Origin of the sequence: Pacificitalea manganoxidans, from assembly GCF_002504165.1 — a bacterium.
Classification (GTDB): Bacteria; Pseudomonadota; Alphaproteobacteria; order Rhodobacterales; family Rhodobacteraceae; genus Pacificitalea; species Pacificitalea manganoxidans.
Map to the genome: position 1 here is coordinate 2,209,675 of NZ_CP021404.1, position 23,935 is coordinate 2,233,609.

A 23,935-nucleotide genomic window follows, 5' to 3' on the forward strand; every position below is an offset into this window, starting at 1 on the left:
CCGTGCCACCCGAACCGCCGCGCGCCTGCCGTCCGCCCTGGCCGGACCCGCCGCGCCACAGTCCTTAGTGGAGACATCACATGACCCACCCCACCGACACACGACCGAAACTTGTCGTCATCGGCGCTGGCATGGCCTCGGGCCGGGCGCTGGAACATCTGCTCGACGCCGCGCCGGACGCCTATGACATCACCCTGTTCGGCGCGGAGCCGCGCGGCAATTACAACCGCATCATGCTGTCGCCGGTCCTGTCGGGCGAAAAGACCTATGAAGAGATCGTGACCCATGACGCCGCCTGGTATGCGGCGCACGGCGTTACCTGTCGCTTCAGCGAACCGGTCACCGGCATCGACCGCGCGCGCAAGGTGGTGATGACCGCCACAGGCGAAACCCCCTATGATAAGCTGATCGTCGCCACGGGCTCCAACCCGTTCATCATTCCGGTGCCGGGGCACGACCTGCCCGGTGTCATCAGCTTCCGCGATCTGGAAGACGTCAACACCATGCGGGACACCGCCGCGCGTCCGGGCGCGAAGGCGGTCGTGATCGGCGGCGGCCTGCTGGGGCTGGAGGCTGCCGCCGGTCTGCGGATGCTGGGCATGGAGGTGACGGTGGTGCATCTCATGGGCCACCTGATGGAGCGGCAACTGGACGAAGCCGCAGGCTACCTGCTGCGCAAGGAATTGACCGGGCGCGGCATCACCATTCGCTGTTCGTCCAACACCAAGGAGATCGTCGGCTCTGAGCGGGTAGAGGCGCTGCGCCTCGACGACGGCACCGAGATCCCCTGCGATCTGGTGGTCATGGCCGTGGGCATCCGCCCCAATACCGCATTGGCCCGCGAGGCCGGTCTGGCGGTGGGGCGCGGCGTGCATGTCGACGATCAGATGTGCAGCTCCGACGCCGATATCTATGCGGTGGGCGAATGCGTCGAGCATAACGGCCAAGTGTTCGGGCTGGTGGCCCCGCTCTACGATCAGGCCAAGGTGCTGGCGCGCGCCTTGCTGGGCGAAGAGGCGGCGTTCGTTCCGAAACAGACCTCGACCAAGCTGAAGGTCACCGGCGTCGATCTGTTCAGCGCAGGCGATTTCGCCGAAGCCGACGACCGCGAGGACATCGTGTTCCGCGACCCCGCGCGCGGTGTCTACAAGCGGCTGGTGCTGCAGGAGGGCCGGCTGATCGGCGCGGTGATGTATGGCGACACCGGCGATGGCAATTGGTTCTTCGGGCTGATCAAGGACGCGGCCCCGGTCGACGAGATGCGCGAGACGCTGATCTTTGGTCCCGCCTTTCAGGGGGGTGCCCCCGTGGACCCTATGGCGGCCGTTGCAGCCTTGCCGGATGATACCGAAATCTGCGGCTGCAACGGCGTGTGTAAGGGCGATCTGGTCGCCGCGATCCAGAACGGCGCCACCGATCTGGGCTCCGTCCGCGCGGTGACCAAGGCCTCGGGCAGTTGCGGCACCTGCACCGGGCTGGTGGAACAGGTGCTGTCAGCGACGCTGGGCGACGATTTCGTCCTGCCCAGCGCGCAGCCGATCTGCGGCTGCACCGACCTGACCCACGAGGATGTGCGCCGCTTGATCAAGGCGCAGGAACTGAAATCCATGCCCGCCGTCTGGCAGGAACTGGGCTGGAAGACCGTGGATGGCTGCCATGTCTGCCGTCCCCCGCTGAATTACTACCTGCTGGCGGACTGGCCGCTCGACTATCGCGACGATTTGCAAAGCCGGTTCATCAACGAACGCAAACACGCCAACATCCAGAAGGACGGGACGTTTTCGGTGGTGCCGCGCATGTGGGGCGGGATCACCAACGCGGCGGAGTTGCGCGCGATCGCGGATGCCGCCGACAAATACAACGTGCCGACGGTCAAGGTCACCGGCGGCCAGCGGATCGATCTGCTTGGGGTGCGGGGGGAGGATCTGCCCGCGATCTGGGCCGATCTGAACCGCGCGGGCATGGTTTCGGGCCACGCCTATTCCAAGGGGCTGCGCACGGTGAAAACCTGCGTCGGCACCGATCACTGCCGCTTCGGCACCCAAGACAGCACCGGCCTTGGCATCAAGCTGGAGCAGGCGCTGTGGGGCTCATGGACCCCGCATAAGGTAAAGCTGGGCGTCTCGGGCTGTCCGCGCAACTGTGCGGAGGCGACGTGCAAGGATGTCGGCGTGATCTGTGTCGACAGCGGCTACCAGATCGGCGTCGGCGGCGCGGCGGGGATGGATCTGAAGGAGACCGAGCGCCTCGCCGCCGTCACGACCGAGCAGGAAGCCATCGATATCACCGTGGCCTTTGTCCAGCTTTACCGCGAGCACGCTAAATACCTCGACCGGCCTTACAAATGGATCGCCAAGGTCGGGTTGGACTGGGTGCGCGAACGGGTGGTCGACGATCTGGCGGGCCGTCAGGCCCTGATCGACCGGTTCGCGATCAGCCAAAGCGTCTATCAGCACGACCCATGGGCCGCGCATGTCGATAAGGAGCAGGCACGCTATGCCCCGCTCGCCAATCTGAAGCTGGAGGCCGCGGAATGACCCTTGGCAAGATCACCCTGACCGCAGACACCGCACAGGCCGACCCGGTGAGCGGTGCCGTGACAGACGCGGAACGCTGGATCGATATCGGCGCGCTGGACGATATCCCGCCGCGCGGCGCGCGGGTGGTGAAAACCGCGCTGGGCTGCGTGGCCGTGTTCCGCACCAGCACGGACATGGTGCACGCCCTGACCGACCGCTGCCCGCATAAGGGCGGCCCCCTTTCCGAAGGCATCGTGCATGGCGACCGGGTGACCTGCCCGCTGCACAACTGGGTGTTCGACCTCAACACCGGCACGGCGCAGGGGGCCGATGACGGCGCGGTGCCGGTCTGGCGCACCCGGGTGGAGGAGGGCCGGATCTGGCTGGAGGTTTCGCAGATCGCGATGGCACGGGACGCCGCCTGATGGAGCGTCCCGCCCCTGCCCCCATGCGGCCCGCGCTGCCCGACGCGGAGCGCGCGATCCGCACGACCTGCCCCTATTGCGGCGTTGGCTGCGGCGTGCTGGCGCGCGGCGCCGATCAGCCGGTCGCGGGCGATCCCGCGCATCCCGCCAATCGCGGGCGGCTGTGTTCCAAAGGCGCGGCGCTGACCGAAACGCTGGGCTTGTTGGGGCGGCTGCTGCATCCGCATGTGGACGGCCAGCGCAGTTCATGGGACGCGGCGCTGGATCTGGTGGCGAGCGAATTCAGCCGCGCGGTGGCAGAACACGGCCCCGACAGCGTGGCGTTCTACGTATCGGGCCAATTGCTGACCGAAGATTACTACGTCGCCAACAAGCTGATGAAGGGCTATATCGGATCAGCCAATATCGACACGAATTCAAGGCTTTGCATGGCGTCATCGGTGGCGGGGCACAAACGTGCCTTTGGCACTGACACCGTGCCGGGGCTGTATGACGATCTGGAGCAGGCCGATCTGGTGGTGCTGACCGGCTCCAACGCGGCATGGTGCCATCCGGTGCTGTTTCAACGACTGGCCGCCGCCCGCGCCGCGCGCCCCGACATGCGCGTCATCAATATCGACCCGCGCCGCACCGCCAGTTCCGATCTGGCCGATCTGCATCTCAGCATCCGGCCCGATGGGGATGCCGCGCTTTATAACCTGCTTCTGGCCGAGATCGCGGCACGTGGGGCCGTCGACGCGGATTATCTCGCCGCGCATGTCGACGGGTTTGACGCCGCTGTCACCGCCGCCCGCGCCACCGATCCCGCCGAGACCGGGCTCAGCCCTGAGGAGATCGCCCGCTTCTGCGACATGTGGATCGGCGCGGAGCGGGTGGTGACGCTCTATTCCCAAGGCGTGAACCAATCCTCCTGCGGCAGTGACAAGGTCAACGGCATCGTCAATTGCCATCTGGCCACGGGGCGCATCGGCAGGCCGGGGATGGGGCCATTTTCGCTGACCGGGCAGCCCAACGCGATGGGCGGGCGCGAGGTCGGCGGGCTGGCCAATATGCTGGCCTGTCATCTGGATATCGAAGACCCCGCGCACCGGGACGCGGTGCAGGGCGCATGGAACAGCCCCGTCATCTGCCAGACACCGGGGTTGAAGGCCGTCGATCTGTTCGACGCCTGCGCCGACGGGCGGATCAAGGCGCTGTGGATCATCTCCACCAATCCCGCCGTGTCGATGCCCGATGCGGGCCGGGTGGCCGAGGCGATCGCCCGCGTGCCCTTTACCGTGATCTCCGACATCGTGAGTGACACCGACACTGCGCGGCTGTGCCGGGTGCAGTTGCCCGCTGCGGGCTGGGGCGAGAAATCCGGCACCGTCACCAATTCCGAACGCTGCATCTCGCGCCAGCGGGCGTTCCTGCCGGTGCCGGGGGAAGCGCGCGCGGATTGGCGCATTCTGGCACAGGTCGGGGCCCGGATGGGCTGGGCCGACGCCTTTGGCTGGACCAGCGAGGCGGCGGTATTTCGCGAATTCGCCGCGCTGTCCGGGCTGGCCGAGGCGTTCGGCCGGGATTTCGATATCTCCGGTCTCGCCGATCTGAGCGACGCCGCCTATGACGCGCTGAAGCCGGTGCATTGGCCGGTGCCCCGCGCCGGGCGCACGCCCCCCACCACCGCAGGCCGGTTTTTCGGAGCGGGCGGCTTTTATCACCCCGGCGGGCGGGCGCGAATGCTGCCGATCACGCCGCCGCAAGTGCAACTGGCCGCCGCCGACTGGCCATTCCGGCTCAATACCGGGCGGGTGCGCGACCATTGGCACACGATGACCCGCACCGGACGCTCCGCGCGGCTCTCGGGCCATATCGCAGAACCTTACGCCGAAATTCACCCCGACGACGCCGCCATGATCGGGGTCGCGGATGCGGAATTGGTGGGGCTCGAGACCGAAACGGGCCGCGCGGTGCTGCGCGTCCTAATCAGCGACCGCGCCCAGCGCGGCACGGTCTTTGTGCCCATGCACTGGACCGCCGAGACCGCCCCCAGCGGGCGGGTGAACCGGGCGGTGCGGGCGGCGGTCGATCCGGTATCCGGGCAACCGGCCCTGAAAGGCTCCGCCGCGCGGCTGCGGCGCTGGACCCCGGCATGGTATGGGTTTGCCGCCAGCCGGGCCGAGATGCGCGCCGGGCCGCTGCCCTATTGGGCCGGAGCGCGCAGCGACACCGGGATGCGCGCGGAACTGGCCGGAGCCCTGCGCCCCGACAGCCCTGAAGCATGGGAGGCCGAGGCCCGGCGCGTGCTGAACCTCGACGATGGCGCAGCTTCTGTTCTCAGCGATCCGGCGCGGGGCAGCGTTTCGGTGGCAATCGTCGAACATGGCACTCTCGCCGGTCTGTTCTGGGCCGGACCCGCCCCTGTGGCGGTGGCCCGGGCCCATGTCTGCGCGCTGATCGGCACGGACACCGCGCCGGCGCGCGCGCTGGCCGGTCGGCCCGGCACCGACCAGCCCGATCCCGGCCCGCTGGTCTGTTCGTGCTTTGGCATCGGCGCCAATCAGATCCGCACGGCGGTGGCCGATGGCGCGGTCAGCGTGGAGGCCGTCGGCGCCTGCACACAGGCGGGCACGAATTGCGGCTCCTGCCGACCGGAAATCAAGGGCTTGATCGCAGCCGCACAGACGCCGAAAATGGCCGCAGAATGAGCGCCCTGCTTCCATATGTGCAATTGCTTGGCCGGGGGCCGGGCCGGTCCCGCAACCTAGACGAGGCGGAGGCCCGCGCGGCGATGGACATCATCCTGCGCGGCGATGCGGACCCGGAGGCCTTGGGCGCGCTGCTGATGCTGATGCGGTTTCGCGGCGAAAGCGCCGCCGAGGTCGCGGGCTTTACCCGTGGGTTTCGGGATCTGCTGGCCGATTGGCGCGACATCGGCGCCGGGCTCGACTGGCCCAGCTATGCCGCCGGGCGGTCGCGGGGGGCGGCGTGGTTCCTGCTTGCCGCGAAGCTCATCGCGCAGGCGGGCGCGCCGGTCCTGCTGCATGGCTGGAATTCGCACCAGTCCGAGAAGGCGAGCGTCACGGCGGGCGTGGCACGGCTGGGCATCGCCTGCGTCACCGGCCCCGATGACGCCGCGCGGGCGCTGCGCAAGACGGGGATCGCCTATGCGCCGCTCGACACCATGTGCCCGCGCGCGCTGGACCTTTTGAAACTGCGCGATGTGCTGGGCCTGCGGTCCTGCGTGAACACCTGCATGCGGATGCTGAACCCCGCCGGGGCAGACGCCACCGTGCAGGGCGTGTTCCATCCCCCCTACCGCGAATTGCAGGCCGATGCCGGGGCGCTGCTGGGCCAGCCACAGATGACCGTGCTGAAGGGCGCGGGCGGCGAATTCGAACGGATGCCGACCAAGCCCGTCGCCCTGTTCGGTCTGCGCGATGGTGCGGGCTGGGATGACAGCGTGCCCGCCCTGCTCGATGAGGCGCGCCGCCTGTCGGCGGATGATTTCGGCCCCGACGCGCTGCCCGCGCTGTGGTCCGGGGCGTTGCACGATCCCTTTGCCGAAGCGGTCGTTCTGGGCACGGCGGCTGTGGCGCTGATGACGTTGGGCCGCGCGCCCGATCATGACAGCGCGATGGATCTGGCCCGCGCGCTTTGGACGGACCGCCCGCGCGAGGTGGCGGCGGCCTGACCGCCCCGCCCCGTCACCGGCTGATCCCACGACCCCGCGACCCGACCGCCACCGCCATCAGGAGTGCGAGCGATGAAGACCTTTCCCATGTTTCTGCGGATGCAGGACCGCCACGTCGTTATCGTCGGCGGCGGTGAGCAGGCCGCGCAAAAGGCCCGGCTGATGCTGCGCACCGAAGCGCGGCTCACCCTGATCGCGCCGGATCTGGACCCCGAATTGCAGGGGCTCGTGCGCGAAGGCCGGGCGACATGGCAACCCGGCCTGGCGACAGCGGCGGATCTGCGCGGCGCGGCGCTGGTCTTTGTCGCGCAGGGCTGTCCCGGCGCGGATGCGGCGGTGCATGCGCTGGCGCGCGAGGCGGGCGCGCTGGTCAATGTCGTCGATGCGCCCGATCTGTGCGAGGCGATCACGCCGTCCATCGTCGATCGCGACCCGGTGGTGGTGGCGATCGGCACCGAAGGCACGGCTCCGGTGCTGGCGCGGCAGATCAAGACCTCGGTGGAACAGATGCTGGAGCCGTCGCTGGGCGGGCTTGCGGCACTGGCCGGGCGGCTGCGCGATGCGGCGGCACAGCGGCTGGCCCCGCGCCAGCGCCGGGATCTGTGGCGCTGGGTCTTTGACGGCCCGGCCCGCACCCGGCACGCGGCGGGGGCGGAGCGGGACGCGGCGCGACTGATCAAGGAGGTCATCGCCTCGGGCGAGGTGCCTGCCCCCTCTGTGGCGCCGGTGGCCTTGGTCGGGGCCGGGGTCGGCGGGGCCGACATGATCACCCTGCGCGGGGTGCGGCGCTTGCAGGAGGCGGATGTGATCTTTCATGACCGGCTGCTCGACCCCGGCGTGATGGATCTGGCCCGCCGCGACGCCGAGCGGGTCTATGTCGGCAAGACGCCGGGCGAACGGGCGTGGCCGCAGGAAAAGATCAACGGCGTTCTGGTCGCAGCCGCCCGTCAGGGCAAGCGTGTGGTGCGGCTGAAATGCGGCGACCCGGGTGTATTCGGTCGCGGCGCGGAGGAGGCTGACGCCCTGCGCGCCGCCGGGATCGACTACGAAATCGTGCCGGGCGTCACGGCGGCATCGGCGGCGGCGGCGGCGGGCGGCGGGTTCCTGACCGAACGGGGCGTCACCGACACGCTGGTTCTGTCCACCGGCACCTGCCGCGATGGCGCGACCCTGCCCGACTGGGCCACGCATCTGCGCCCCGGCACGACGCTGGCGCTTTACATGGGGGTGGGCAAGTTGCCGGAGCTTGAAGCCTCGCTGGCCCGCGCGGGCGTGCTGGAGTGCTGCACGGTGGAGGTGACGGAACGCTGCGGCTTCTCGGATCAGCGGCAGTTCGCCTGCCGCGCGGCGGAGTTGCAGGGCCTTGCCCGGCGGGAGGCCCTGCGCAATCCGGCAATGCTGCTGATCCGCAACCCGCTGGAGGCACAGCAGACGGACGCGGTGCTGCGGGTGGTGTGACCCCTGTGATGCCGCTTGTGCCAAGGTGACGCCGCCGCAGCGCCGCGCGCGCCGTCTGGACTTCGCCGCGCGGCTCGCGGATGATTGCGCGCATGTCGCTACCCCCCGGATTCCTTGACGAGCTGCGCACGCGCCTGACCCTTTCGGACGTGGTCGGGCGCAAAGTCATGTGGGACACGCGGAAATCCAATCAGGCCCGTGGCGATTACTGGTCCCCCTGCCCGTTTCATCAGGAGAAGACCGCCTCCTTCCACGTCGATGACCGCAAGGGATTCTATTACTGCTTTGGCTGCCACGCAAAGGGCGATGCCATCAACTTCGTGCAGGAAACCGAAAACGCGAGCTTCATGGAAGCGGTCGAGATTCTGGCGGGCGAAGCAGGCCTGCCGATGCCCGCGCGCGATCCCAAGGCGCGCGAGCAGGCCGACCGCCGCACCGTTCTGGCCGAGGCGATGGAAGCCGCCGTGCGCCATTACCGCATGCAGCTGTCCACCCAAGGCGCGACCCGCGCGCGGGACTACCTGACCGGGCGCGGTTTGCAGGGCAAGGCGCTGGAGCGATTCGAGATCGGCTTTGCCCCCGACCAGCGGCAAGGCCTGTTTCAGGCGCTGACCGAACGCGGCATCGCCGCCGAGGTGGTGATCGAGGCCGGGCTTTGCGCGAAACCCGACGATGGCGGCGCGCCTTATGACCGGTTTCGCGATCGCATCATCTTTCCGATCCGGGACGCGCGCGGGCGCTGCATTGGTCTGGGTGGCCGGGCAATGTCGCCGGAGGCGCGGGCGAAATACCTCAATTCCCCGGAAACGCCGCTCTTCGACAAGGGGCGCAGCCTGTATAACCACGGGCCTGCGCGCGAGGCGGCGGGCAAGGGCCAACCGCTGATCGTGGCCGAAGGCTACATGGACGTCATCGCGCTGGTGAAGGCGGGATTTGGCGCGGCGGTCGCGCCGCTGGGCACCGCCGTCACCGAGGAGCAACTGCGCCTGCTGTGGCGGATCGCGCCGGAACCTGTCGTGGCGCTGGATGGCGACACCGCCGGGATCCGCGCCGCGCTGCGCCTGATGAATTTGGCCCTGCCGCTGATCGAAGCCGGACAATCGCTGCGCTTTTGCATCATGCCCGAGGGCAAAGACCCCGATGACCTGATCCGCGATGGCGGCCCGGAAGCGATGCAGGCCGCGCTCGATAAGGCCGAGCCGATGGTCGATCTGCTGTGGCGGCAGGAAACCGACGGCAAGGTGCTCGACAGCCCCGAACGCCGCGCGGCCTTTGACAAAAGCCTGCGCGAAGCGGTGCGCCGCATCAAGGACACCACCATTCGCCGCCATTACGCCGATGAGCTGGACCGCCGCCGACGCGCGCTGTTCAACCTGCCGGACCGTGACAGCCCCGCCGCGCCGCCGCCCTATGCCCCCGACGCTGGCGGATATGGCGACAGCTACGGTGACAGTTACGGCGACAGCTATGGTGGCGGCTATCCTGACAGCTACGGTGGCGGCGGCGGCCCCTATGACGGCGGGCGCGGCACCGGGTTCGGCGGCGGTCAGGGCAAGGGGCGCAGCGGTTTCGCTGGGCGGGGCAAAGGGTCTGGGCGCGGCAATCGCGGGCGCGGCGGCTGGCTCGACCGGATGGCAGCGGCCCCCACACCGGGGGCCAAGGCCTCGATCCTTGCCGCCGAAGCGGGCAGCGTCACCGAACACCTGCGCGAGGCGGTGATCCTTGCGACCTTCCTGCATCATCCCGATCTGATGGATGATTTCGCCCATGTGCTGGAGGAGACGGCGTTTACCGGCCCCGACCATGCCCGTATTGCCGCCACGCTGCTGCGCGTGGCCGATGCCGCCACCGATCCGACCGGCCTGCGCCGCGCGGTCGAGGCGGAGATCGGCGCAGCCCCCCTTGAAACCCTGCTCGCTCCGCGCCATGTGCAGCTGGCACCGCCTATGCGCCGGATGCACGATGGCGAACTGGCCCGTATGTGTCTGGCCGAGGAACTGGCCAAGCTGGCCGCGCAACGCGGCGCCGCGCGCGAGATCGCCGAAGCGGTGACCGAAATCGACGGGCTGGCCGATGAGGGGCTGACCTGGCGGCTGGGACAGGCGGCCGAAGCACAACACCGGGCGATCCGCCCGATGGACAACGACAAGGCCGATTTCGACATCGCGCCGAATGGCACGAGGATGGACAAGGAAGAGCGCTCCGCGCTGGATCGCCTGCTTGACCGGATCGACTTCGCCAAGCCGGGCGGCAGGCCCGGCAAGACCCCCGGCGGGGACAAATCGTCCTGACCGGCGCGCCGGCGACGGCACAGCACGACACCTGAGGGACCGGACCACCCGGTTTGCGAATGCCTCGATTCGGCGGCAATCGCGCCCGTTCAGCGGGTTATCCACAGGCACACCACCCGAATCGCGCCTCTGTTGCGCGATTCGCACAAGAGTTTACCGTCAACCGGGTGGAATCCGGCGCGATTCGCGGTATTGATTCGGATCACATCCGCATCCGCGAATCAGCCTCCCCCAGCAAGGAGCTTTGCATGGCCGCCAAAGACACGGACGACCGCAAAAGCGAGGACACCGAAAACGAGCCGATGCTCGACATGAGCCAGGCCGCCGTCAAGAAGATGATCGCGGAGGCCAAAGAGCGCGGGTATATCACCTACGATCAGCTCAATCAGGTGCTTCCGCCCGATCAGGTGTCGTCGGAACAAATCGAAGACGTGATGTCGATGCTCTCCGAAATGGGCATCAACGTCATCGAAAACGACGAAGCCGAAGACGACGACAGCAAAGGCTCGACCGCCGTGGTCGAGGCGTCCTCCGCCCGTGACGTGGCCGTGTCTTCCGGCGAGAGCGAGAAGCTCGACCGCACCGATGACCCGGTGCGCATGTATCTGCGCGAAATGGGGTCCGTCGAACTGCTGAGCCGCGAGGGCGAGATCGCCATCGCCAAGCGGATCGAGGCCGGTCGCAACACCATGATCGCCGGGCTCTGCGAAAGCCCGCTGACCTTCCAGGCCATCACGATCTGGCGCGACGAACTTCTGTCCGAAGACATCCTTCTGCGCGATGTCATCGACCTTGAAGCGACGTTCGGCGGCGGTGTCGATGATGACGAGGATGCCGGCGAAGCCGAGCCGGTCGTCGAGGCGCTCAAACCCGCCGAGAAACCCGCCCGCCCCGAAGGGCGCGGCGGTGACCAGACCGAACTCGACGCCGACGGCAATCCCATCGCCAAGGATGACGACGACGACGATGACGAGCAGGCGAACATGTCGCTTGCCGCTATGGAAGCCGCTCTGAAACCGCGCGTGCTGGAAACGCTCGACCGGATCGCCAGCGATTATGGCCAACTGGCCGAGATGCAGGATCTGCGGATGTCCGCGACGCTGAACGAGGATGGCTCGTTCACCGAAGCGGCGGAAGCCAAGTATCAGAAACTGCGCTCCGAAATGGTGCTGCTGGTCAACGAACTGCACCTGCACAACAACCGTATCGAAGCCCTGATCGACCAGCTTTACGGCATCAACCGCCGCATCATGTCGATCGACAGCGCGATGGTGAAACTGGCCGATCAGGCTCGCATCAACCGCCGCGAATTCATCGACAGCTATCGCGGCTACGAGCTTGATCCCGGCTGGGTTGACCGGATGAAGCAGCAGCCCGGTCGCGGCTGGCAGGCCCTGTTCGACCGCTCGGATGCAAAGGTCACCGAACTGCGCTCCGAAATGGCGCAGGTGGGGCAGTATGTCGGCGTCGACATCTCTGAATTCCGCCGCATCGTGCAGCAAGTCCAGAAGGGCGAGAAAGAAGCCCGTCAGGCCAAGAAGGAAATGGTCGAGGCCAACCTGCGCCTCGTGATCTCCATCGCCAAGAAATACACCAACCGCGGTCTGCAATTTCTCGACCTCATCCAAGAGGGCAATATCGGCCTGATGAAGGCCGTGGATAAGTTCGAGTATCGCCGCGGTTACAAGTTCTCGACCTACGCGACATGGTGGATTCGACAGGCGATCACCCGGTCGATCGCAGATCAGGCGCGCACCATCCGTATCCCGGTGCATATGATCGAAACGATCAACAAGCTGGTCCGCACGGGCCGCCAGATGCTGCACGAGATCGGTCGCGAACCGACGCCCGAAGAACTGGCCGAGAAGCTGCAAATGCCGCTCGAAAAGGTCCGCAAGGTGATGAAGATCGCCAAGGAGCCGATCTCCCTCGAAACGCCCATCGGCGACGAGGAAGACAGCCAGCTTGGCGATTTCATCGAAGACAAGAACGCGATCCTGCCGCTGGATTCCGCCATTCAGGAAAACCTGAAGGAAACCACGACCCGCGTGCTGTCGTCGCTCACCCCGCGTGAGGAACGTGTGCTGCGGATGCGGTTTGGCATCGGCATGAACACCGACCACACGCTGGAGGAAGTCGGCCAGCAGTTCAGCGTCACCCGCGAACGGATCCGTCAGATCGAAGCCAAGGCCCTGCGGAAGCTGAAGCATCCCAGCCGCTCGCGCAAATTGCGCAGCTTCCTCGACCAATAAGGCATCCGCCTTGTGACGTGCAGCGCCCGGCCACCGTGCCGGGCGTTTGCGTATCAGCCCATCGGCACGCCCCTGCCGTGGTCGCGCGCCGCGCGCCGCTGACGGGTTGACCTTCTGGGAAGAAAACGTGAACATCCCCACAACCTGACGGAGGTCCGATGTCCCAGCCCGATCTGTATCTCATGGCCGCCATCGGCGCGGCTGTGCTCTTTTTCGTTCTCTTTTTGCAAGGCCGCGGTGCGCTACGCTCTGCCCGCGAAGAAATCCGCGCTGCACAGGCGGACATCGAACGGACGGGCCGCGACCTCGAGACCGCCCGCAAGGAAACCGCCGAAGCGCGAAGCCGTCATGACGCGCTGAACGCCACCCACGCCACCTTGGGGCAGGAGGCCGCGCGGCTGCGCACCTCGCTGCAACATGTGGTGGAGACCCGCGCGGAACTGGCCGAGGAACGCGATGCTGTCGCCGCCGCGCGGGATGCCGTGCAACAGCAGCTTTACGCCCTGCGCTCCGATCACGCCGCCCTGCGCGCCGATACGGACGGGAAGCTCGCCTCCGCCCAGCGGGAACTGACCGCCATGAAGGAACTGCGCGAGGAGATGAGCCAGAAATTCGAGCAGCTGGCCACGGCAACCCTGCGCCGCACGGGCGAGGATTTCTCGAAGGCGCATACCGAAAAGCTGACCGAATTGCTGACCCCCTTCCGCGAGCATGTCAGCCGGTTCGAAAATGAGTTGCGCGGCGTGCACAAGGCGACCGATCAGGAGCGCACCCGCCTGAGCGAGCAGATCCGCACCCTGACCGAACGTTCCGACCTGATCCGCACGGAGGCCGAAAACCTGACCCGCGCGCTCAAGGGCGAGAAGCAGCGCCAAGGTGCCTGGGGGGAGATGATACTTGAACGGATACTTGAAGAATCCGGTCTAGAGCGCGGAACTCATTACGAAACTCAAAACAGCCAACGCGACGAACATGGTAAGATGTGGCGCCCCGACGTGGTGGTAAAGATGCCACGCGGCAAATGTCTGGTGATCGACTCGAAAGTGTCGTTGATCGCCTATGAGGCCGCCGTGAACGCCGAAACGGACGAAGACCGCGCCCGTCATCTGCGCGATCACGTCACCGCCGTGCGCCGCCATATCGATACGCTGGCCGACAAGGGTTATCACCGGCTTGACGATGGGTCGGTCGATTATGTGCTGATGTTCATGCCGATCGAAGGCGCACTGTCAGAAGCCCTGCGCACCCAAGGCGACCTGACCGCCTATGCGGTGTCGCGCGGGATCGGAGTGATGACGCCCACCACACTAATGGTCACGCTGCGCACCGTCGATCACATCTGGACGGTCGAGCGCCGCGAAAGCAATGCCGAGGACATCGCCCGCCGCGCCGGTCTGCTGCACGACAAGGTCGTGGGCTTCGTCACCAATATGGAAAAGGTCGGCACCGCGCTCGACACCGCCGCGCGGGCGCATTCCGATGCGATGGGGCAGCTGTCTTCGGGCTCCGGCAACCTGCTGGGTCAGGTCGATAAGCTCAAGAAGATGGGCGCCAAGACATCGAAGGCGATCCCCGTGGCCTTCGACCCGGCCGAGGATGACGATGACACCAGTGGCACCGATGACACTGGCGGCGTGAATGACACCGGCGCGGACCAGATCGCAGGGGACGGTACCTCCCGCGCCCTGCCCCGTCCCGCCCATGAGCCCGCCGAGTGAGCCGCCCGGCAAGCCGCTTTGCGATGGCCGCACGCGGGCAAAGCTAGCCTGCCCCTGCTGCGGCGTCTTTCCCCGCGGCGGTCCTGCTGCTAACCTGAACGTAATAGCCCGGATCCCACGGCACGCACCGTGCATTCGGGCGCTTGCCCCATTGGCAAGCAACGTCTTTTCGGGGTGCGCGCGCCACGCCACCCCGCCTAACCTGAAACACCTGTCGGGCCGCCGCGTGTCGGCGCTATGCCCCGCGTATGAGGATTTCATCATGGTGACCGCATTGACCCCCCGCTCGCTGACCCGTTCGCCCGCCAAGCCTGCCCTGCGCGTCCTGCGCCGGGCTTTGGGCGGCGGTGCGCTGCTCGTCGCGCTGGCCCTTGGCGCCACGCCCGCGGCGGCATGGGTCACCACCACCGGCTCCATCGTCACCGGCGGGGCGGATGATATCACCGTGCGCATCCCCGCCCGCGCGGGCAAACAGGAATATTTCTGCGCCGCTGCGCAATATGCCCGCTTTCGTCTGGGCGCGCGCGGCACCGACCGGGTGGTGGTGAACCGTCCGCTGGGCATCGATGCAGCGGGCCAGATGTCGGTCGGGTTCACCCTGTCGGCCACGGCGCCCAGCTCGCCGGGCGTGTTTCTGACCCCCACCGTCGAAGGCACCGCACGCTCCGTCGCCCATGGCCAATCGCTGTGCCGCGAAGGCCATTCCAGCGCGCCGCTGAACTGACGCGGATCACAGTGACGCTGGGAACAGGCGGCGGGAAACGGCTGGGGTTGGCCGGGGGATAAGTATGGACGGCATAGATCAGGGTCTGACGCCGGAACTGCTGTTGCAGGGCTATGCGTCGGGCATCTTTCCCATGGCCGAAGGCCGCGACGATCCCGAGATTTTCTGGGTCGAGCCGCGCCGACGCGGGATCATCCCGCTCGACGGGTTTCATATCTCCCGCTCGCTCGCGCGCACCCTGCGCCGCGATCTGTTCACGATCACCACCGACCGGGATTTCGACGCGGTGGTCGAGGGCTGCGCCGCCCGCGATGAGACGTGGATCAATGGTCCGATCCGGGCGCTCTACAGCGCGCTCCATGCCAGCGGCCACGCCCATTCGCTCGAGGTCTACGACGGTGACAGGCTGGCCGGGGGCGTCTACGGCGTGACGCTTGGCGCTGCGTTCTTTGGGGAAAGCATGTTCTCGCGCCGCCGCGATGCGTCAAAGGTGGCGCTGGCCTATCTGGTGGATCGCTTGCGCCGGGGCGGTTTTATGCTGTTCGACACACAGTTCATCACACCGCATCTGGCGTCGCTCGGGGCGCAGGAAATCCCCCGCAGCCGCTATCTGACCCTGCTGGGTGCGGCACTGGATCAACCGGCGCAGTTCAACCTGCCCGGCCCCATGCCCTCAGGTCAGGAACTGGTGCAGCGCAACACCCACACGTCATAGCGCGCGTGATCCAGCGCGTTGAGCGCGGGCGACGAGGCCAGCATCCAGCCTTCAAAGATCGGATCGCTCACCGTGGTGTCGATGATCCCCAAATAGGCAAACGCGTCCGAGGCCGGGTTATCCGTGGGATAGCGACATTCTGACAGGGTGATGCGCAGACGGCCCATCGCCGCCGTCTCCCCGTTTTGCAGCGTGATATCGACGAAATCGCCCGACACTTTGTCGAGCCCGCGCAGAACCGCGCCGGGTGCCGGGCTGGCGGCCTGCTGGGCGGCAAGCGGCGCGGCACAGGTCAGCAGCAGGGCAGTGGCGGCAAGGCGAAGGGCATGGGTCGGGCGCATCGGATACTCCAGATCGGGCAACAACAGGCGCGATACCGCACCGGTCGAAACAGCAACGCAGGCCGGGCAGGTCCGTTCCACCGGCAGCGACGTCAGGCAAAAATGCCGCAGCCCCGCCGCATCGCCATGCCATCAGGACCGCCGGACGGTCTGTCCGCAGGTCCAAGGACGATGCTTATTCCGGGGTCCAAGCTTCGTAATCGTCGCGGGGCGCAGGCTGCACCCGGCGGATCGATCCGACGGGCGCATAGGCCAACGGGGTGCCGGTCAGGTTTTCCTGATGCGGCTTTTCCCACGGCTTATGCTTCAGCGGGGCTTCGGTGGGCGGCGTGTCCCATGTCCGGTGCAGCCAGCCATGCCAGTCGGGATCGACGCGGCTGGCTTCGGCCTCGCCGTTATAGATGACCCAGCGTTTGGAATCGTCGGCATTGCGGTAGAAGATGTTGCCTTGGGAATCCTCGCCCACCTTATTGCCCTTGCGCCATGTAAAGAGCTGGGTGTTGAGCGTCTGGCCGTTCCACCAGGTCACGGCGCGCAGCAGCGAGTTCATGATGCCCATCGGGGACCTCCGTTATTCGGGTCGAGATATGGACCAGTTACGCGCCGAGGTCCAGTGGCCAGACCCGTGGGCATGGCGCGAAATCGCGGAAAATCCCGCGCCCGCACCGCCACGCGCGCTTAGCCGCCGGTATGGGACATGTGGCGCGTCATCTGGCCTGCGACCTCCTGCCGGGAATAGTCGAAATCATGGCCCTTGGGCTTCAGCCGGATCGCGGCGCGGATCGCCTGTTCCAGATGCGCGGCGTCGTCGGGCCGGGCGCGCAGCGGCGCGCGCAGGTCGGCCATGTCCTCCTGCCCCAGACACATGTAAAGCTCGCCGGTGCAGGTCAGGCGCACCCGGTTGCAGCTTTCGCAGAAATTATGGGTGAGCGGCGTGATAAAGCCCAGCTTCTGCCCGGTTTCTTCCAGCCGGACATAGCGCGCAGGCCCGCCCGAACGCTCTGCCAGTTCGGTCACGGTAAACCGTTCCGCCAACCGGGCCTGCAAATCGGTGAGCGACCAATATTGGCCGATCCGGTCCTCATTGCCCAGATCGCCCATCGGCATGACCTCGATGAACGTCAGGTCCATGTCGCGCTCGGCGCACCATGCCTGCAAGGCGAACAATTCGTCCTCGTTGAAGCCTTTCAGCGCGACGGTATTGATCTTGACCCGCAGCCCGGCCTGCTGCGCCGCATCGATCCCGCGCAGCACCTGCGGCAACCGGCCCCAGCGGGTGACACGGGCGAATTTGGCCTCGTCCAGCGTGTCGAGCGAAATGTTGACCCGGCGCACACCGCAGGCCGCCAGATCGGCGGCAAACCGTTCCAGTTGGCTGCCATTGGTAGTGAGCGTCAGTTCATCCAGCGCCCCGCTGTCCAGATGCCGCGACATGGCCTGAAAGTAGGTCATGATGCCCTTGCGCACCAAAGGCTCGCCGCCGGTGATGCGCAGCTTGCGCACGCCCAGCCGGACAAAGGCCGTGGACATGGCGTCCAGTTCTTCCAGCGTCAGAAGCTCCTTCTTCGGCAGGAAGTTCATGTTTTCGGACATGCAGTAGACACAGCGAAAATCGCAGCGGTCGGTCACGGAAACCCGCAGATAGGTGATCGCCCGTGCGAACGGATCGATCAGCGGCGCAGGCGCGGCGCCGCTGTCCTGCGCACTGACAGTGGCGGTGCCGGTCGCGGCGTACGGATCTTTGGGCATATGGGTCATACCGCGAAACCTATGCGCGTGTCCGCCGCGCGGCAAGGCTCGGCACGAAGCTTTGATGCGAAGGTCGCATTGCGCCATTGATGCGGGCGGATTTCGGGATAATTCTGATCCCATGAACACAGAGCATCGCATCGCCCCCGCCCCGCTTCGCCCTATTGTCGCAAATGGTGGCCTGTCGCGCCCTGCCCCGGCCCTGGGCCGGCGCAGCGCGCTGCTGATGGCCGCGACCGCGCTGACGCTCGCGGCCTGCACCGACGCGCAAATGACCCCGAAATCCGCGCCCGGCACCCCCGCCGCCGCGGATGCCACGCCCGCCACCTCGCTGGTGCCCAACGCGCCCGCCGCCCCGCCGCCCTCCGCCGGGGCGACCACGGTGGAGCAGTTCGACACCACCAGCGCCGAGGAACGTGCCGCAGCCACCGACACCTCCAGCGCGGGCGGCGAAAAACTGCTCGGCACCTCCATCGGGTCGCTGGGCTCGCCCACCGATCCCGGCTTCTGGGCGGTCACGCCGCTGGTGAAATCGGCCACGCAGGGGCGGCTGGTCCATGCGCCGTCGGGCGCGTCGGTCAAGGTTGAACTGCGCCCCATGGATGCTGAGCCGGGCGCTGGCACGCAGATTTCCCTGCCGGCCTTCCGCGCACTTGGCCTGCCGCTGACCGACCTGCCTGAGCTGGAAGTTTACAGCGGCGGCGCGGCCTGATCGCCCTGCGTTTCTGACACCGGGGCGTCGCCGTCACGCGCGGCGCGCTCCTCCTCCGTCAGATAGGCCGGATCGACCTGCTCATGACCGTGATGGCGTTCCTGATGGACCGCCATCGCCCAGACGATCAGCGGGATCGCGACGAACCCGCCAATCGGCCCCCAGAGCCACAGCCAGAAAATCAGCGACAGAAACAGCAGCAGCGGATTGACCCGCATATGCCGCCCCAGAACCGTGGGCGTCACGAACTGACCTTCGCACATGTTCAGCGTCACATAGATCGCGGCGGGGGCAAAGCTCATCGCGCCATCGAACACCATCATCCCGGCCACGATCAGCACCCCGGCGGTGATCAACGGCCCGAGGTAGAGGATGAAGTTCATCAAAAACGCGCAAAGCCCCCAAAGCCACGCCGACGGCATGCCGATGGCCATCAGCGCCGCCGCGACCAGCACGCCGAACACCGCGTTGATCGTGGTCACGGCGATGAAATAGCGCGACACCCGATATTCGGCTTTTTGCAAACCTTCGACCGAGACCGGCCCCGGCAGCTTCGCCCCCCACTGATATAGCTGGTGACGCGACAGCAGGAAAAAGAACAGCGACCCGGCAAAGACCAGCGTCTGCGCGGCAAAGGCCGGGGCGTAAAGCAGCGCGTCGGTCACGGTCGGCAATTCGACCTGCTCCGCCATATCCGCGCCTTGCGCCGGGGTGTCCCCGGGCGCGATGGCTTCGGTCACTTCCTTGGTGACTTCGGTCAGGCCGGTCAGGATCGACTGCATCGACCGGATCGTGTCGCGCGCCTCGAACCAGAAGCTGGAGCCACGGGTCAGCAGATCCCCGACGAAGGGCTGCACCAGCAGCACCAGCGCCGCCACCCCCGTCAGCGCAAAGACAAGGCTCAGCAACGCGGTGACAGCGGGCGGCACGCCGATGCGTTCCAGCATATCGGCCAAGGGCGCCAGCACGATCCCCACCACCAGCGCCAGCGTCAGCGGCGCCACGATATCTTCGAGCAGGTCGAGCGCGGTCACCACCACCACAATCGCGATAAGGTATAGCGCCCAGCGCACCGCCGGGTGATCGTCATGGATAAGTTTCGTCACGGGGCCCGCCTGTCTGCTTCTGCCAAGGGAACGTGCAGTGCAAAGACACAGTTCCTCCGCCACGCCCCGCAGGCGGCTTACCGTGGGGACAGGCAGGGACAGGGGTGGCAGGTGAACAGGGTGCCGATTGAACCGAGTGCCGGGCTAACGGGGCGCCGAATGAACGAGGCGCCGGGTGAGCGGGGCTTAGCTGCCCCAGATCACCTTCACATAGTTGCGGGTCTCGCGGTAGGGCGGCACGCCGCCATGCTTGTCCACCGCACCCGGCCCGGCATTATAGGCCGCTAGCGCCAGCTTCCAGCTGCCATAGCGGTCATACATCGCCTTCAGATACCGCGCGCCCCCGTCCAGATTCTGGTGCGGGTCGTTGGGGTCGACGCCCAGCTTGCGCGCCGTGGCGGGCATCAACTGCGCCAGCCCCATCGCGCCCTTGTGCGACCGTGCGCCGGAATTCCAGCCGCTTTCCTGCTGCACCAACCGGGCAAACAGATCCTCGGGGATGCCATGCCGCCGGGCTGCGGCCTTGGCCATCGACAGGTATGGCCCGTTATATTTGCCGACATAGGCCGGGCCGGAGGTCTTCGACGGGGTGCGGATGGTCGGCGGTTGCAGCCGCACCGACGCCGCGTATTGCGATGACGCGCGACTGTCGAGAAGCCGTGTCTGCGTCGAAAAGAGCCGCGCGCGCGATTTCGACGAAACCGTGGTTTCGGCCTGCACCGGCCTGACATCCACCGTCGTTCCCAGAACCATCCCCGCGGTCATCAACACGGCCACGCGCAGGGCGCGGCCCGATCTCCGATACATCATGATATCTGTCCCCAACACTGTCCCGTGCGGGCCCGGCGATCTAAGCCGCCAGCGGCCACGACCGTTTAACTATACCCGAAAAACCCCGGTGATCCAGACCCGCGCGCGCTCTGCCGCCCCCCTGTTCGGGGGGGGGTGGCGCATGGGCCCGCGCAACGCAGGCTCACTTGCGCAGGTGCTTGCGCCCAGTAATCATCGCGCTGACAAGGTTCACGCCTGTCTTGCGGCTTTCCCAGATCACAGCCGCGATATGCAGGACCACGCAGAACTGCGCCCAGATCACCAGCGCCTCATGCGCCTCCTCGGCGGCGTCGCGCAGATCTTCGCCGCCCACGGTCATCCCCCAGCCGCTCAGCCCCAGCGCCAGCATCGTCGCCAGCAGATTGTAGATCATCAGCGCCCCCAGGGGCGTATGGCCCAGATGGCGCTGCACCCGGCCTGCCAACTCATCGCGCACCTGCCCCATCGCGGCACGGGCAGAGGGCGGGAAATCGCTGAACCGCGCGTGCCGGGTGCCGATCAGCCCCCAGATCACCCGGATCACCACCAGCCCGACCACGCCATAGCCCACCCAGCGATGCGGCGCGCCGTCGTCATCGGTGAAAAACGCATTGGCCGTGAACCCGGCCACCAGCGACCAGTGAAACAGCCGCACCACCGGGTCCCAGACCCTGATCCCCTGCCCCCTGCGCATTGGTTGCGTGCTCCCCTCGCTCTCCGGCCCCGCGCCTTTATGCGCGCGGTGCAGTCCGCCGATCCTGACCGACGACGGCGGGGAAGGCCAGAATTCACCTTTCCTTCATCCCGGCGGGGTGGTGTAACCCTAGAACTTCAGCAGCCGGATTCGACGGATCCGGCAGATGCACGATCATCAGCACGAACACAGCCACGGGGAGCGACATGGCAGGATCGGTGAACAAGGTAATCATCGTCGGCAATCTGGGCCGCGATCCCGAGGTGCGGACCTTCCAGAATGGCGGCAAGGTCTGCAACCTGCGGATCGCGACCTCTGAAAACTGGAAGGATCGCAACACCGGCGAGCGCCGCGAGAAGACCGAATGGCATTCGGTCGCGATCTTCTCCGAGCCGCTCGCCCGGATCGCGGAGCAGTATCTGCGCAAGGGCTCGAAGGTCTATATCGAAGGCCAGTTGGAAACCCGCAAATGGCAGGACCAGTCCGGTCAGGACCGCTATTCCACCGAGGTGGTGCTGCGTCCCTACCGTGGCGAACTGACCCTGCTCGACGGGCGCAATGACGGCGGCTCCGGCGGTGGCAACTACGGTGGTAGCTCCGGCGGCGGCTACCCCGATGATCGCGGCGGTCCCTCCGGTGGCTATGGCGGTGGCTCCAGCGGCGGTTACGGCGGTGGCTCCGGTGGCGGCTCCCCCAGCAGCGATCTCGACGACGAGATCCCGTTCTAAGCCAACCCGGCCCTTACGACGCATAAGAAAGGCCGCGCGGGACATCCCCGGCGCGGCCTTTTTCTATCGACTGCTTCGGCTCGAACGCGAACGCGCCCCCCGCGGGCCCGGGCGGCGCGCGGCTGCGCTCAGGCCTGACGCGGACGCGCCAGCGCGTCGTCCAGCACCGTCCGCACCACATCGCGCGGCACGTCCGAGGTGACGAAAGCCTGCCCGATCCCGCGCGCAAGGATAAAGCGCAGCTGACCGTCGATCACCTTCTTGTCCTGCCCCATCAGATCCAGCAGCGCCTCCGCATCCGGCAATTCGCCGGGAATGTCGGCAAGGTCGGTCTTCATGCCCATCGCGGTCAGATGGGCCCGGATGCGGGAGGGCTCCTCCTGCGGGCACAGACCCAGCCGGGAGGACAGCTCGAACGCCAAGGCACACCCAATCGCCACCCCCTCGCCATGCAGCAGACGGTCGGAATAGCCCGTCGCCTTCTCCAGCGCGTGACAGAAGGTATGGCCAAGGTTCAGCAGCGCGCGGTCGCCCTGCTCGGTCTCGTCGCGCACCACGATTTCGGCCTTCATTTCAACCGAACGGGCCACGGCATGCAGCCGCGCGGCGCGGTCGCCGGCCAGCATCGCGGGGCCGTTCTGCTCCAGCCAGTCGAAAAACGCCGCATCGCCCAGCAGCCCGTATTTCACCACTTCGCCATAGCCCGACCGGAAGTCCCGGTCCGGCAACGTGTCGAGCGCGGCGATATCGGCCAGCACCAGCGCGGGCTGATGAAACGCGCCGATCAGGTTCTTGCCAAGCGTGGAATTGATACCGGTCTTGCCGCCGACGGAACTGTCCACCTGGGCCAGAAGCGAGGTTGGGATCTGCACAAAACGCACACCCCGCCGCAGCACTGCCGCCGCAAACCCCACCAGATCGCCAATGACACCGCCGCCAAGCGCGATCACCACATCGCGGCGCTCGACCTTTTGCGCGATGAGCCATTCGACCGCATGGGAAAACTGCTCCCACCCTTTCGTCGATTCGCCCGGTGGCAGCGCCAGCGACGTCACCGTGATGCCCGCCGCCTCCAACCCTTCGGTCAACGCGGCCAGATGCGCCTGCGCGACATTCTCATCCGTGATCACCGCCACACGGGGCCGGGCCAGCAGCGGCGCGATATGCTCCGCCGCCTGCGCGATCAGCCCGGCTCCGATACGCACCTCATAGGCGCGTCCCTCCAGCGGCACGGCCACATCGCGGCGGGCAAAGGATGTGGACAGATCAGCCATCAGGCCTCCTCAAGTTCCAAGACGTCAGGACGGGTCAACAGCGCTTCGATCACCTTCTCGGCGGTGTCGGTCACGGCATAATGCGGCAAGGCGCGCACCTTCAGATCGGCCTGCGCATATATCGGGCCACGCTTGGCGATCAGATCTTGCAAAGTGCGGCGCGGATCGGCGGTGCGCAGCAGCGGGCGGCTGTCTTTGTGGCGCACCCGGTTCCACAGCAGATCCTCATCGGCATCGAGAAGAACGGAAACCCCGCGCTCGGAAATCATTTCGCGGTTGGCCTCGGACAGAAACGCGCCGCCCCCCGTGGACAGGATGCCGCGTTCGTCATCCAGCAGCCGCGAAATCACCTGACTTTCCTTGGCGCGAAAAAATCCCTCGCCGTCGCGGGCGAAAATTTCCGCAATCGACATATTCGCCGCTTTTTCGATTGCGGCGTCGCTGTCGAGGAACGGCACAGCCAGACGCTTGGCAAGCACGGTGCCCACCGCGGTCTTGCCTGCGCCCATCATTCCGACCAGCACCACCGTCTTTTTGAGCCGCATCTGCAACGGCACCATCCTGCCTAACAAAAATTTGCGCCTCTGAATGGCGTGAACTCGCCGGAATTGCCATATATAAACAGAAAGAAATCGCACGCGAGAGGCGGAAAGGATTTGGGGCAGCACCTATGGGCAAGCTTATCAAGTTATTGTTGATCCTTGTTATTCTGGGCGGACTGGCGCTTATCGGCTTCGCCTATC

Annotated in this window: 20 protein-coding genes; 12 read left to right on the plus strand and 8 right to left on the minus strand. The window is 66.7% G+C overall.

From position 1 onward, the window contains the following. The first annotated feature begins 80 nt into the window (after window positions 1-80). The 10 genes from nirB (at window position 81) to aat (ending at window position 15,778) form a co-directional block, all read left to right on the plus strand. Window positions 81-2,537, plus strand: coding sequence for a nitrite reductase large subunit NirB (nirB, locus tag CBW24_RS10030; RefSeq protein ID WP_097373502.1), 2,457 nt, complete (start codon window positions 81-83; stop codon window positions 2,535-2,537). After that, window positions 2,534-2,944 (plus strand): nitrite reductase small subunit NirD, encoded by a 411-nt coding sequence (gene nirD / locus CBW24_RS10035; protein WP_097373503.1) that lies wholly within the window; start codon window positions 2,534-2,536, stop codon window positions 2,942-2,944. The genes nirB and nirD overlap by 4 nt, the downstream gene beginning before the upstream one ends. Then, the gene (locus CBW24_RS10040) at window positions 2,944-5,634 is read left to right on the plus strand and encodes a nitrate reductase (protein ID WP_232529678.1); all 2,691 of its coding nucleotides are present in this window, start codon (window positions 2,944-2,946) and stop codon (window positions 5,632-5,634) included. The genes nirD and CBW24_RS10040 overlap by 1 nt, the downstream gene beginning before the upstream one ends. After that, window positions 5,631-6,620: a glycosyl transferase family protein gene (locus CBW24_RS10045; RefSeq protein ID WP_097373504.1), complete on the plus strand. Its 990-nt coding sequence runs from the start codon at window positions 5,631-5,633 to the stop codon at window positions 6,618-6,620. The genes CBW24_RS10040 and CBW24_RS10045 overlap by 4 nt, the downstream gene beginning before the upstream one ends. Window positions 6,621-6,692: 72 nt before the next feature. Further along, entirely contained in the window at window positions 6,693-8,078 is a 1,386-nt protein-coding gene (cysG, locus tag CBW24_RS10050) for a siroheme synthase CysG (protein ID WP_097373505.1), read from the plus strand. Window positions 8,079-8,170: 92 nt separating this feature from the next. Beyond that, entirely contained in the window at window positions 8,171-10,369 is a 2,199-nt protein-coding gene (gene dnaG, locus CBW24_RS10055; protein WP_097373506.1) for a DNA primase, read from the plus strand. 248 nt (window positions 10,370-10,617) lie between these two features. Beyond that, window positions 10,618-12,621 (plus strand): RNA polymerase sigma factor RpoD, encoded by a 2,004-nt coding sequence (gene rpoD, locus CBW24_RS10060; RefSeq protein ID WP_088661757.1) that lies wholly within the window; start codon window positions 10,618-10,620, stop codon window positions 12,619-12,621. A gap of 158 nt (window positions 12,622-12,779) precedes the next feature. Beyond that, window positions 12,780-14,339 (plus strand): DNA recombination protein RmuC, encoded by a 1,560-nt coding sequence (gene rmuC / locus CBW24_RS10065; protein ID WP_097373507.1) that lies wholly within the window; start codon window positions 12,780-12,782, stop codon window positions 14,337-14,339. A gap of 262 nt (window positions 14,340-14,601) precedes the next feature. Continuing rightward, window positions 14,602-15,063, plus strand: coding sequence for a hypothetical protein (locus CBW24_RS10070; RefSeq protein WP_097373508.1), 462 nt, complete (start codon window positions 14,602-14,604; stop codon window positions 15,061-15,063). A gap of 64 nt (window positions 15,064-15,127) precedes the next feature. Beyond that, on the plus strand, window positions 15,128-15,778 hold the full coding sequence (aat, locus tag CBW24_RS10075) for a leucyl/phenylalanyl-tRNA--protein transferase (protein WP_097373509.1): 651 nt from the start codon (window positions 15,128-15,130) through the stop codon (window positions 15,776-15,778). On the opposite strand, the gene CBW24_RS10080 is transcribed toward aat, so the two are convergent. The 3 genes from CBW24_RS10080 to moaA all read right to left on the minus strand — a co-directional run bounded on the left by CBW24_RS10080 (window position 15,742) and on the right by moaA (window position 17,868). Further along, window positions 15,742-16,119 carry a DUF2155 domain-containing protein gene (locus CBW24_RS10080; protein ID WP_088661753.1) on the minus strand — a complete coding sequence of 126 codons (378 nt, stop codon included), beginning with the start codon at window positions 16,117-16,119 and terminating at the stop codon, window positions 15,742-15,744. The two genes, aat and CBW24_RS10080, sit on opposite strands and share 37 nt — an antisense overlap. A 175-nt stretch (window positions 16,120-16,294) precedes the next feature. After that, window positions 16,295-16,678, minus strand: a complete 384-nt coding sequence (locus CBW24_RS10085; RefSeq protein WP_097373510.1) for an NADH:ubiquinone oxidoreductase subunit NDUFA12 — start codon at window positions 16,676-16,678, stop codon at window positions 16,295-16,297. A 119-nt stretch (window positions 16,679-16,797) separates the two neighbouring features. Next, window positions 16,798-17,868, minus strand: a complete 1,071-nt coding sequence (gene moaA, locus CBW24_RS10090) for a GTP 3',8-cyclase MoaA (RefSeq protein ID WP_097374198.1) — start codon at window positions 17,866-17,868, stop codon at window positions 16,798-16,800. Window positions 17,869-17,989: 121 nt separating this feature from the next. On the opposite strand from moaA, the gene CBW24_RS10095 reads away from it, so the two are divergent. Beyond that, window positions 17,990-18,580, plus strand: a complete 591-nt coding sequence (locus tag CBW24_RS10095; protein WP_232529680.1) for a D-galactarate dehydratase — start codon at window positions 17,990-17,992, stop codon at window positions 18,578-18,580. Here the strand turns inward: CBW24_RS10095 and CBW24_RS10100 are convergent. The 3 genes from CBW24_RS10100 to CBW24_RS10110 form a co-directional block, all read right to left on the minus strand. After that, window positions 18,559-19,686, minus strand: coding sequence for an AI-2E family transporter (locus tag CBW24_RS10100; RefSeq protein WP_157773194.1), 1,128 nt, complete (start codon window positions 19,684-19,686; stop codon window positions 18,559-18,561). The genes CBW24_RS10095 and CBW24_RS10100 overlap by 22 nt on opposite strands. Window positions 19,687-19,872: 186 nt before the next feature. Further along, window positions 19,873-20,439, minus strand: a complete 567-nt coding sequence (locus CBW24_RS10105) for a lytic transglycosylase domain-containing protein (RefSeq protein ID WP_232530312.1) — start codon at window positions 20,437-20,439, stop codon at window positions 19,873-19,875. A 220-nt stretch (window positions 20,440-20,659) separates the two neighbouring features. Further along, entirely contained in the window at window positions 20,660-21,190 is a 531-nt protein-coding gene (locus tag CBW24_RS10110) for a cytochrome b/b6 domain-containing protein (RefSeq protein ID WP_097373512.1), read from the minus strand. 206 nt (window positions 21,191-21,396) lie between these two features. On the opposite strand from CBW24_RS10110, the gene ssb reads away from it, so the two are divergent. Next, on the plus strand, window positions 21,397-21,918 hold the full coding sequence (ssb, locus tag CBW24_RS10115; RefSeq protein WP_097373513.1) for a single-stranded DNA-binding protein: 522 nt from the start codon (window positions 21,397-21,399) through the stop codon (window positions 21,916-21,918). A 128-nt stretch (window positions 21,919-22,046) separates the two neighbouring features. On the opposite strand, the gene aroB is transcribed toward ssb, so the two are convergent. Beyond that, entirely contained in the window at window positions 22,047-23,192 is a 1,146-nt protein-coding gene (gene aroB, locus CBW24_RS10120) for a 3-dehydroquinate synthase (RefSeq protein WP_097373514.1), read from the minus strand. Continuing rightward, complete coding sequence (locus CBW24_RS10125) at window positions 23,192-23,737, minus strand: shikimate kinase (protein WP_232529682.1); 546 nt, start codon at window positions 23,735-23,737, stop codon at window positions 23,192-23,194. The genes aroB and CBW24_RS10125 overlap by 1 nt, the downstream gene beginning before the upstream one ends. Window positions 23,738-23,935: the final 198 nt, after the last annotated feature.

Bases quoted from the DNA above. Each gene is read 5' to 3' on its own strand.
- ssb (WP_097373513.1), top strand. From the start codon at position 21,397: ATGGCAGGATCGGTGAACAAGGTAATCATCGTCGGCAATCTGGGCCGC.
- cysG (WP_097373505.1), top strand. From the start codon at position 6,693: ATGAAGACCTTTCCCATGTTTCTGCGGATGCAGGACCGCCACGTCGTT.
- rmuC (WP_097373507.1), top strand. From the start codon at position 12,780: ATGTCCCAGCCCGATCTGTATCTCATGGCCGCCATCGGCGCGGCTGTG.
- moaA (WP_097374198.1), bottom strand. From the start codon at position 17,868: ATGCCCAAAGATCCGTACGCCGCGACCGGCACCGCCACTGTCAGTGCG.
- CBW24_RS10125 (WP_232529682.1), bottom strand. From the start codon at position 23,737: ATGCGGCTCAAAAAGACGGTGGTGCTGGTCGGAATGATGGGCGCAGGC.
- CBW24_RS10045 (WP_097373504.1), top strand. From the start codon at position 5,631: ATGAGCGCCCTGCTTCCATATGTGCAATTGCTTGGCCGGGGGCCGGGC.
- CBW24_RS10070 (WP_097373508.1), top strand. From the start codon at position 14,602: ATGGTGACCGCATTGACCCCCCGCTCGCTGACCCGTTCGCCCGCCAAG.
- CBW24_RS10110 (WP_097373512.1), bottom strand. From the start codon at position 21,190: ATGCGCAGGGGGCAGGGGATCAGGGTCTGGGACCCGGTGGTGCGGCTG.
- CBW24_RS10085 (WP_097373510.1), bottom strand. From the start codon at position 16,678: ATGGGCATCATGAACTCGCTGCTGCGCGCCGTGACCTGGTGGAACGGC.
- CBW24_RS10080 (WP_088661753.1), bottom strand. From the start codon at position 16,119: ATGCGCCCGACCCATGCCCTTCGCCTTGCCGCCACTGCCCTGCTGCTG.
- CBW24_RS10040 (WP_232529678.1), top strand. From the start codon at position 2,944: ATGGAGCGTCCCGCCCCTGCCCCCATGCGGCCCGCGCTGCCCGACGCG.
- CBW24_RS10095 (WP_232529680.1), top strand. From the start codon at position 17,990: ATGAACACAGAGCATCGCATCGCCCCCGCCCCGCTTCGCCCTATTGTC.
- dnaG (WP_097373506.1), top strand. From the start codon at position 8,171: ATGTCGCTACCCCCCGGATTCCTTGACGAGCTGCGCACGCGCCTGACC.
- rpoD (WP_088661757.1), top strand. From the start codon at position 10,618: ATGGCCGCCAAAGACACGGACGACCGCAAAAGCGAGGACACCGAAAAC.
- nirD (WP_097373503.1), top strand. From the start codon at position 2,534: ATGACCCTTGGCAAGATCACCCTGACCGCAGACACCGCACAGGCCGAC.
- nirB (WP_097373502.1), top strand. From the start codon at position 81: ATGACCCACCCCACCGACACACGACCGAAACTTGTCGTCATCGGCGCT.
- aat (WP_097373509.1), top strand. From the start codon at position 15,128: ATGGACGGCATAGATCAGGGTCTGACGCCGGAACTGCTGTTGCAGGGC.
- CBW24_RS10105 (WP_232530312.1), bottom strand. From the start codon at position 20,439: ATGGTTCTGGGAACGACGGTGGATGTCAGGCCGGTGCAGGCCGAAACC.
- aroB (WP_097373514.1), bottom strand. From the start codon at position 23,192: ATGGCTGATCTGTCCACATCCTTTGCCCGCCGCGATGTGGCCGTGCCG.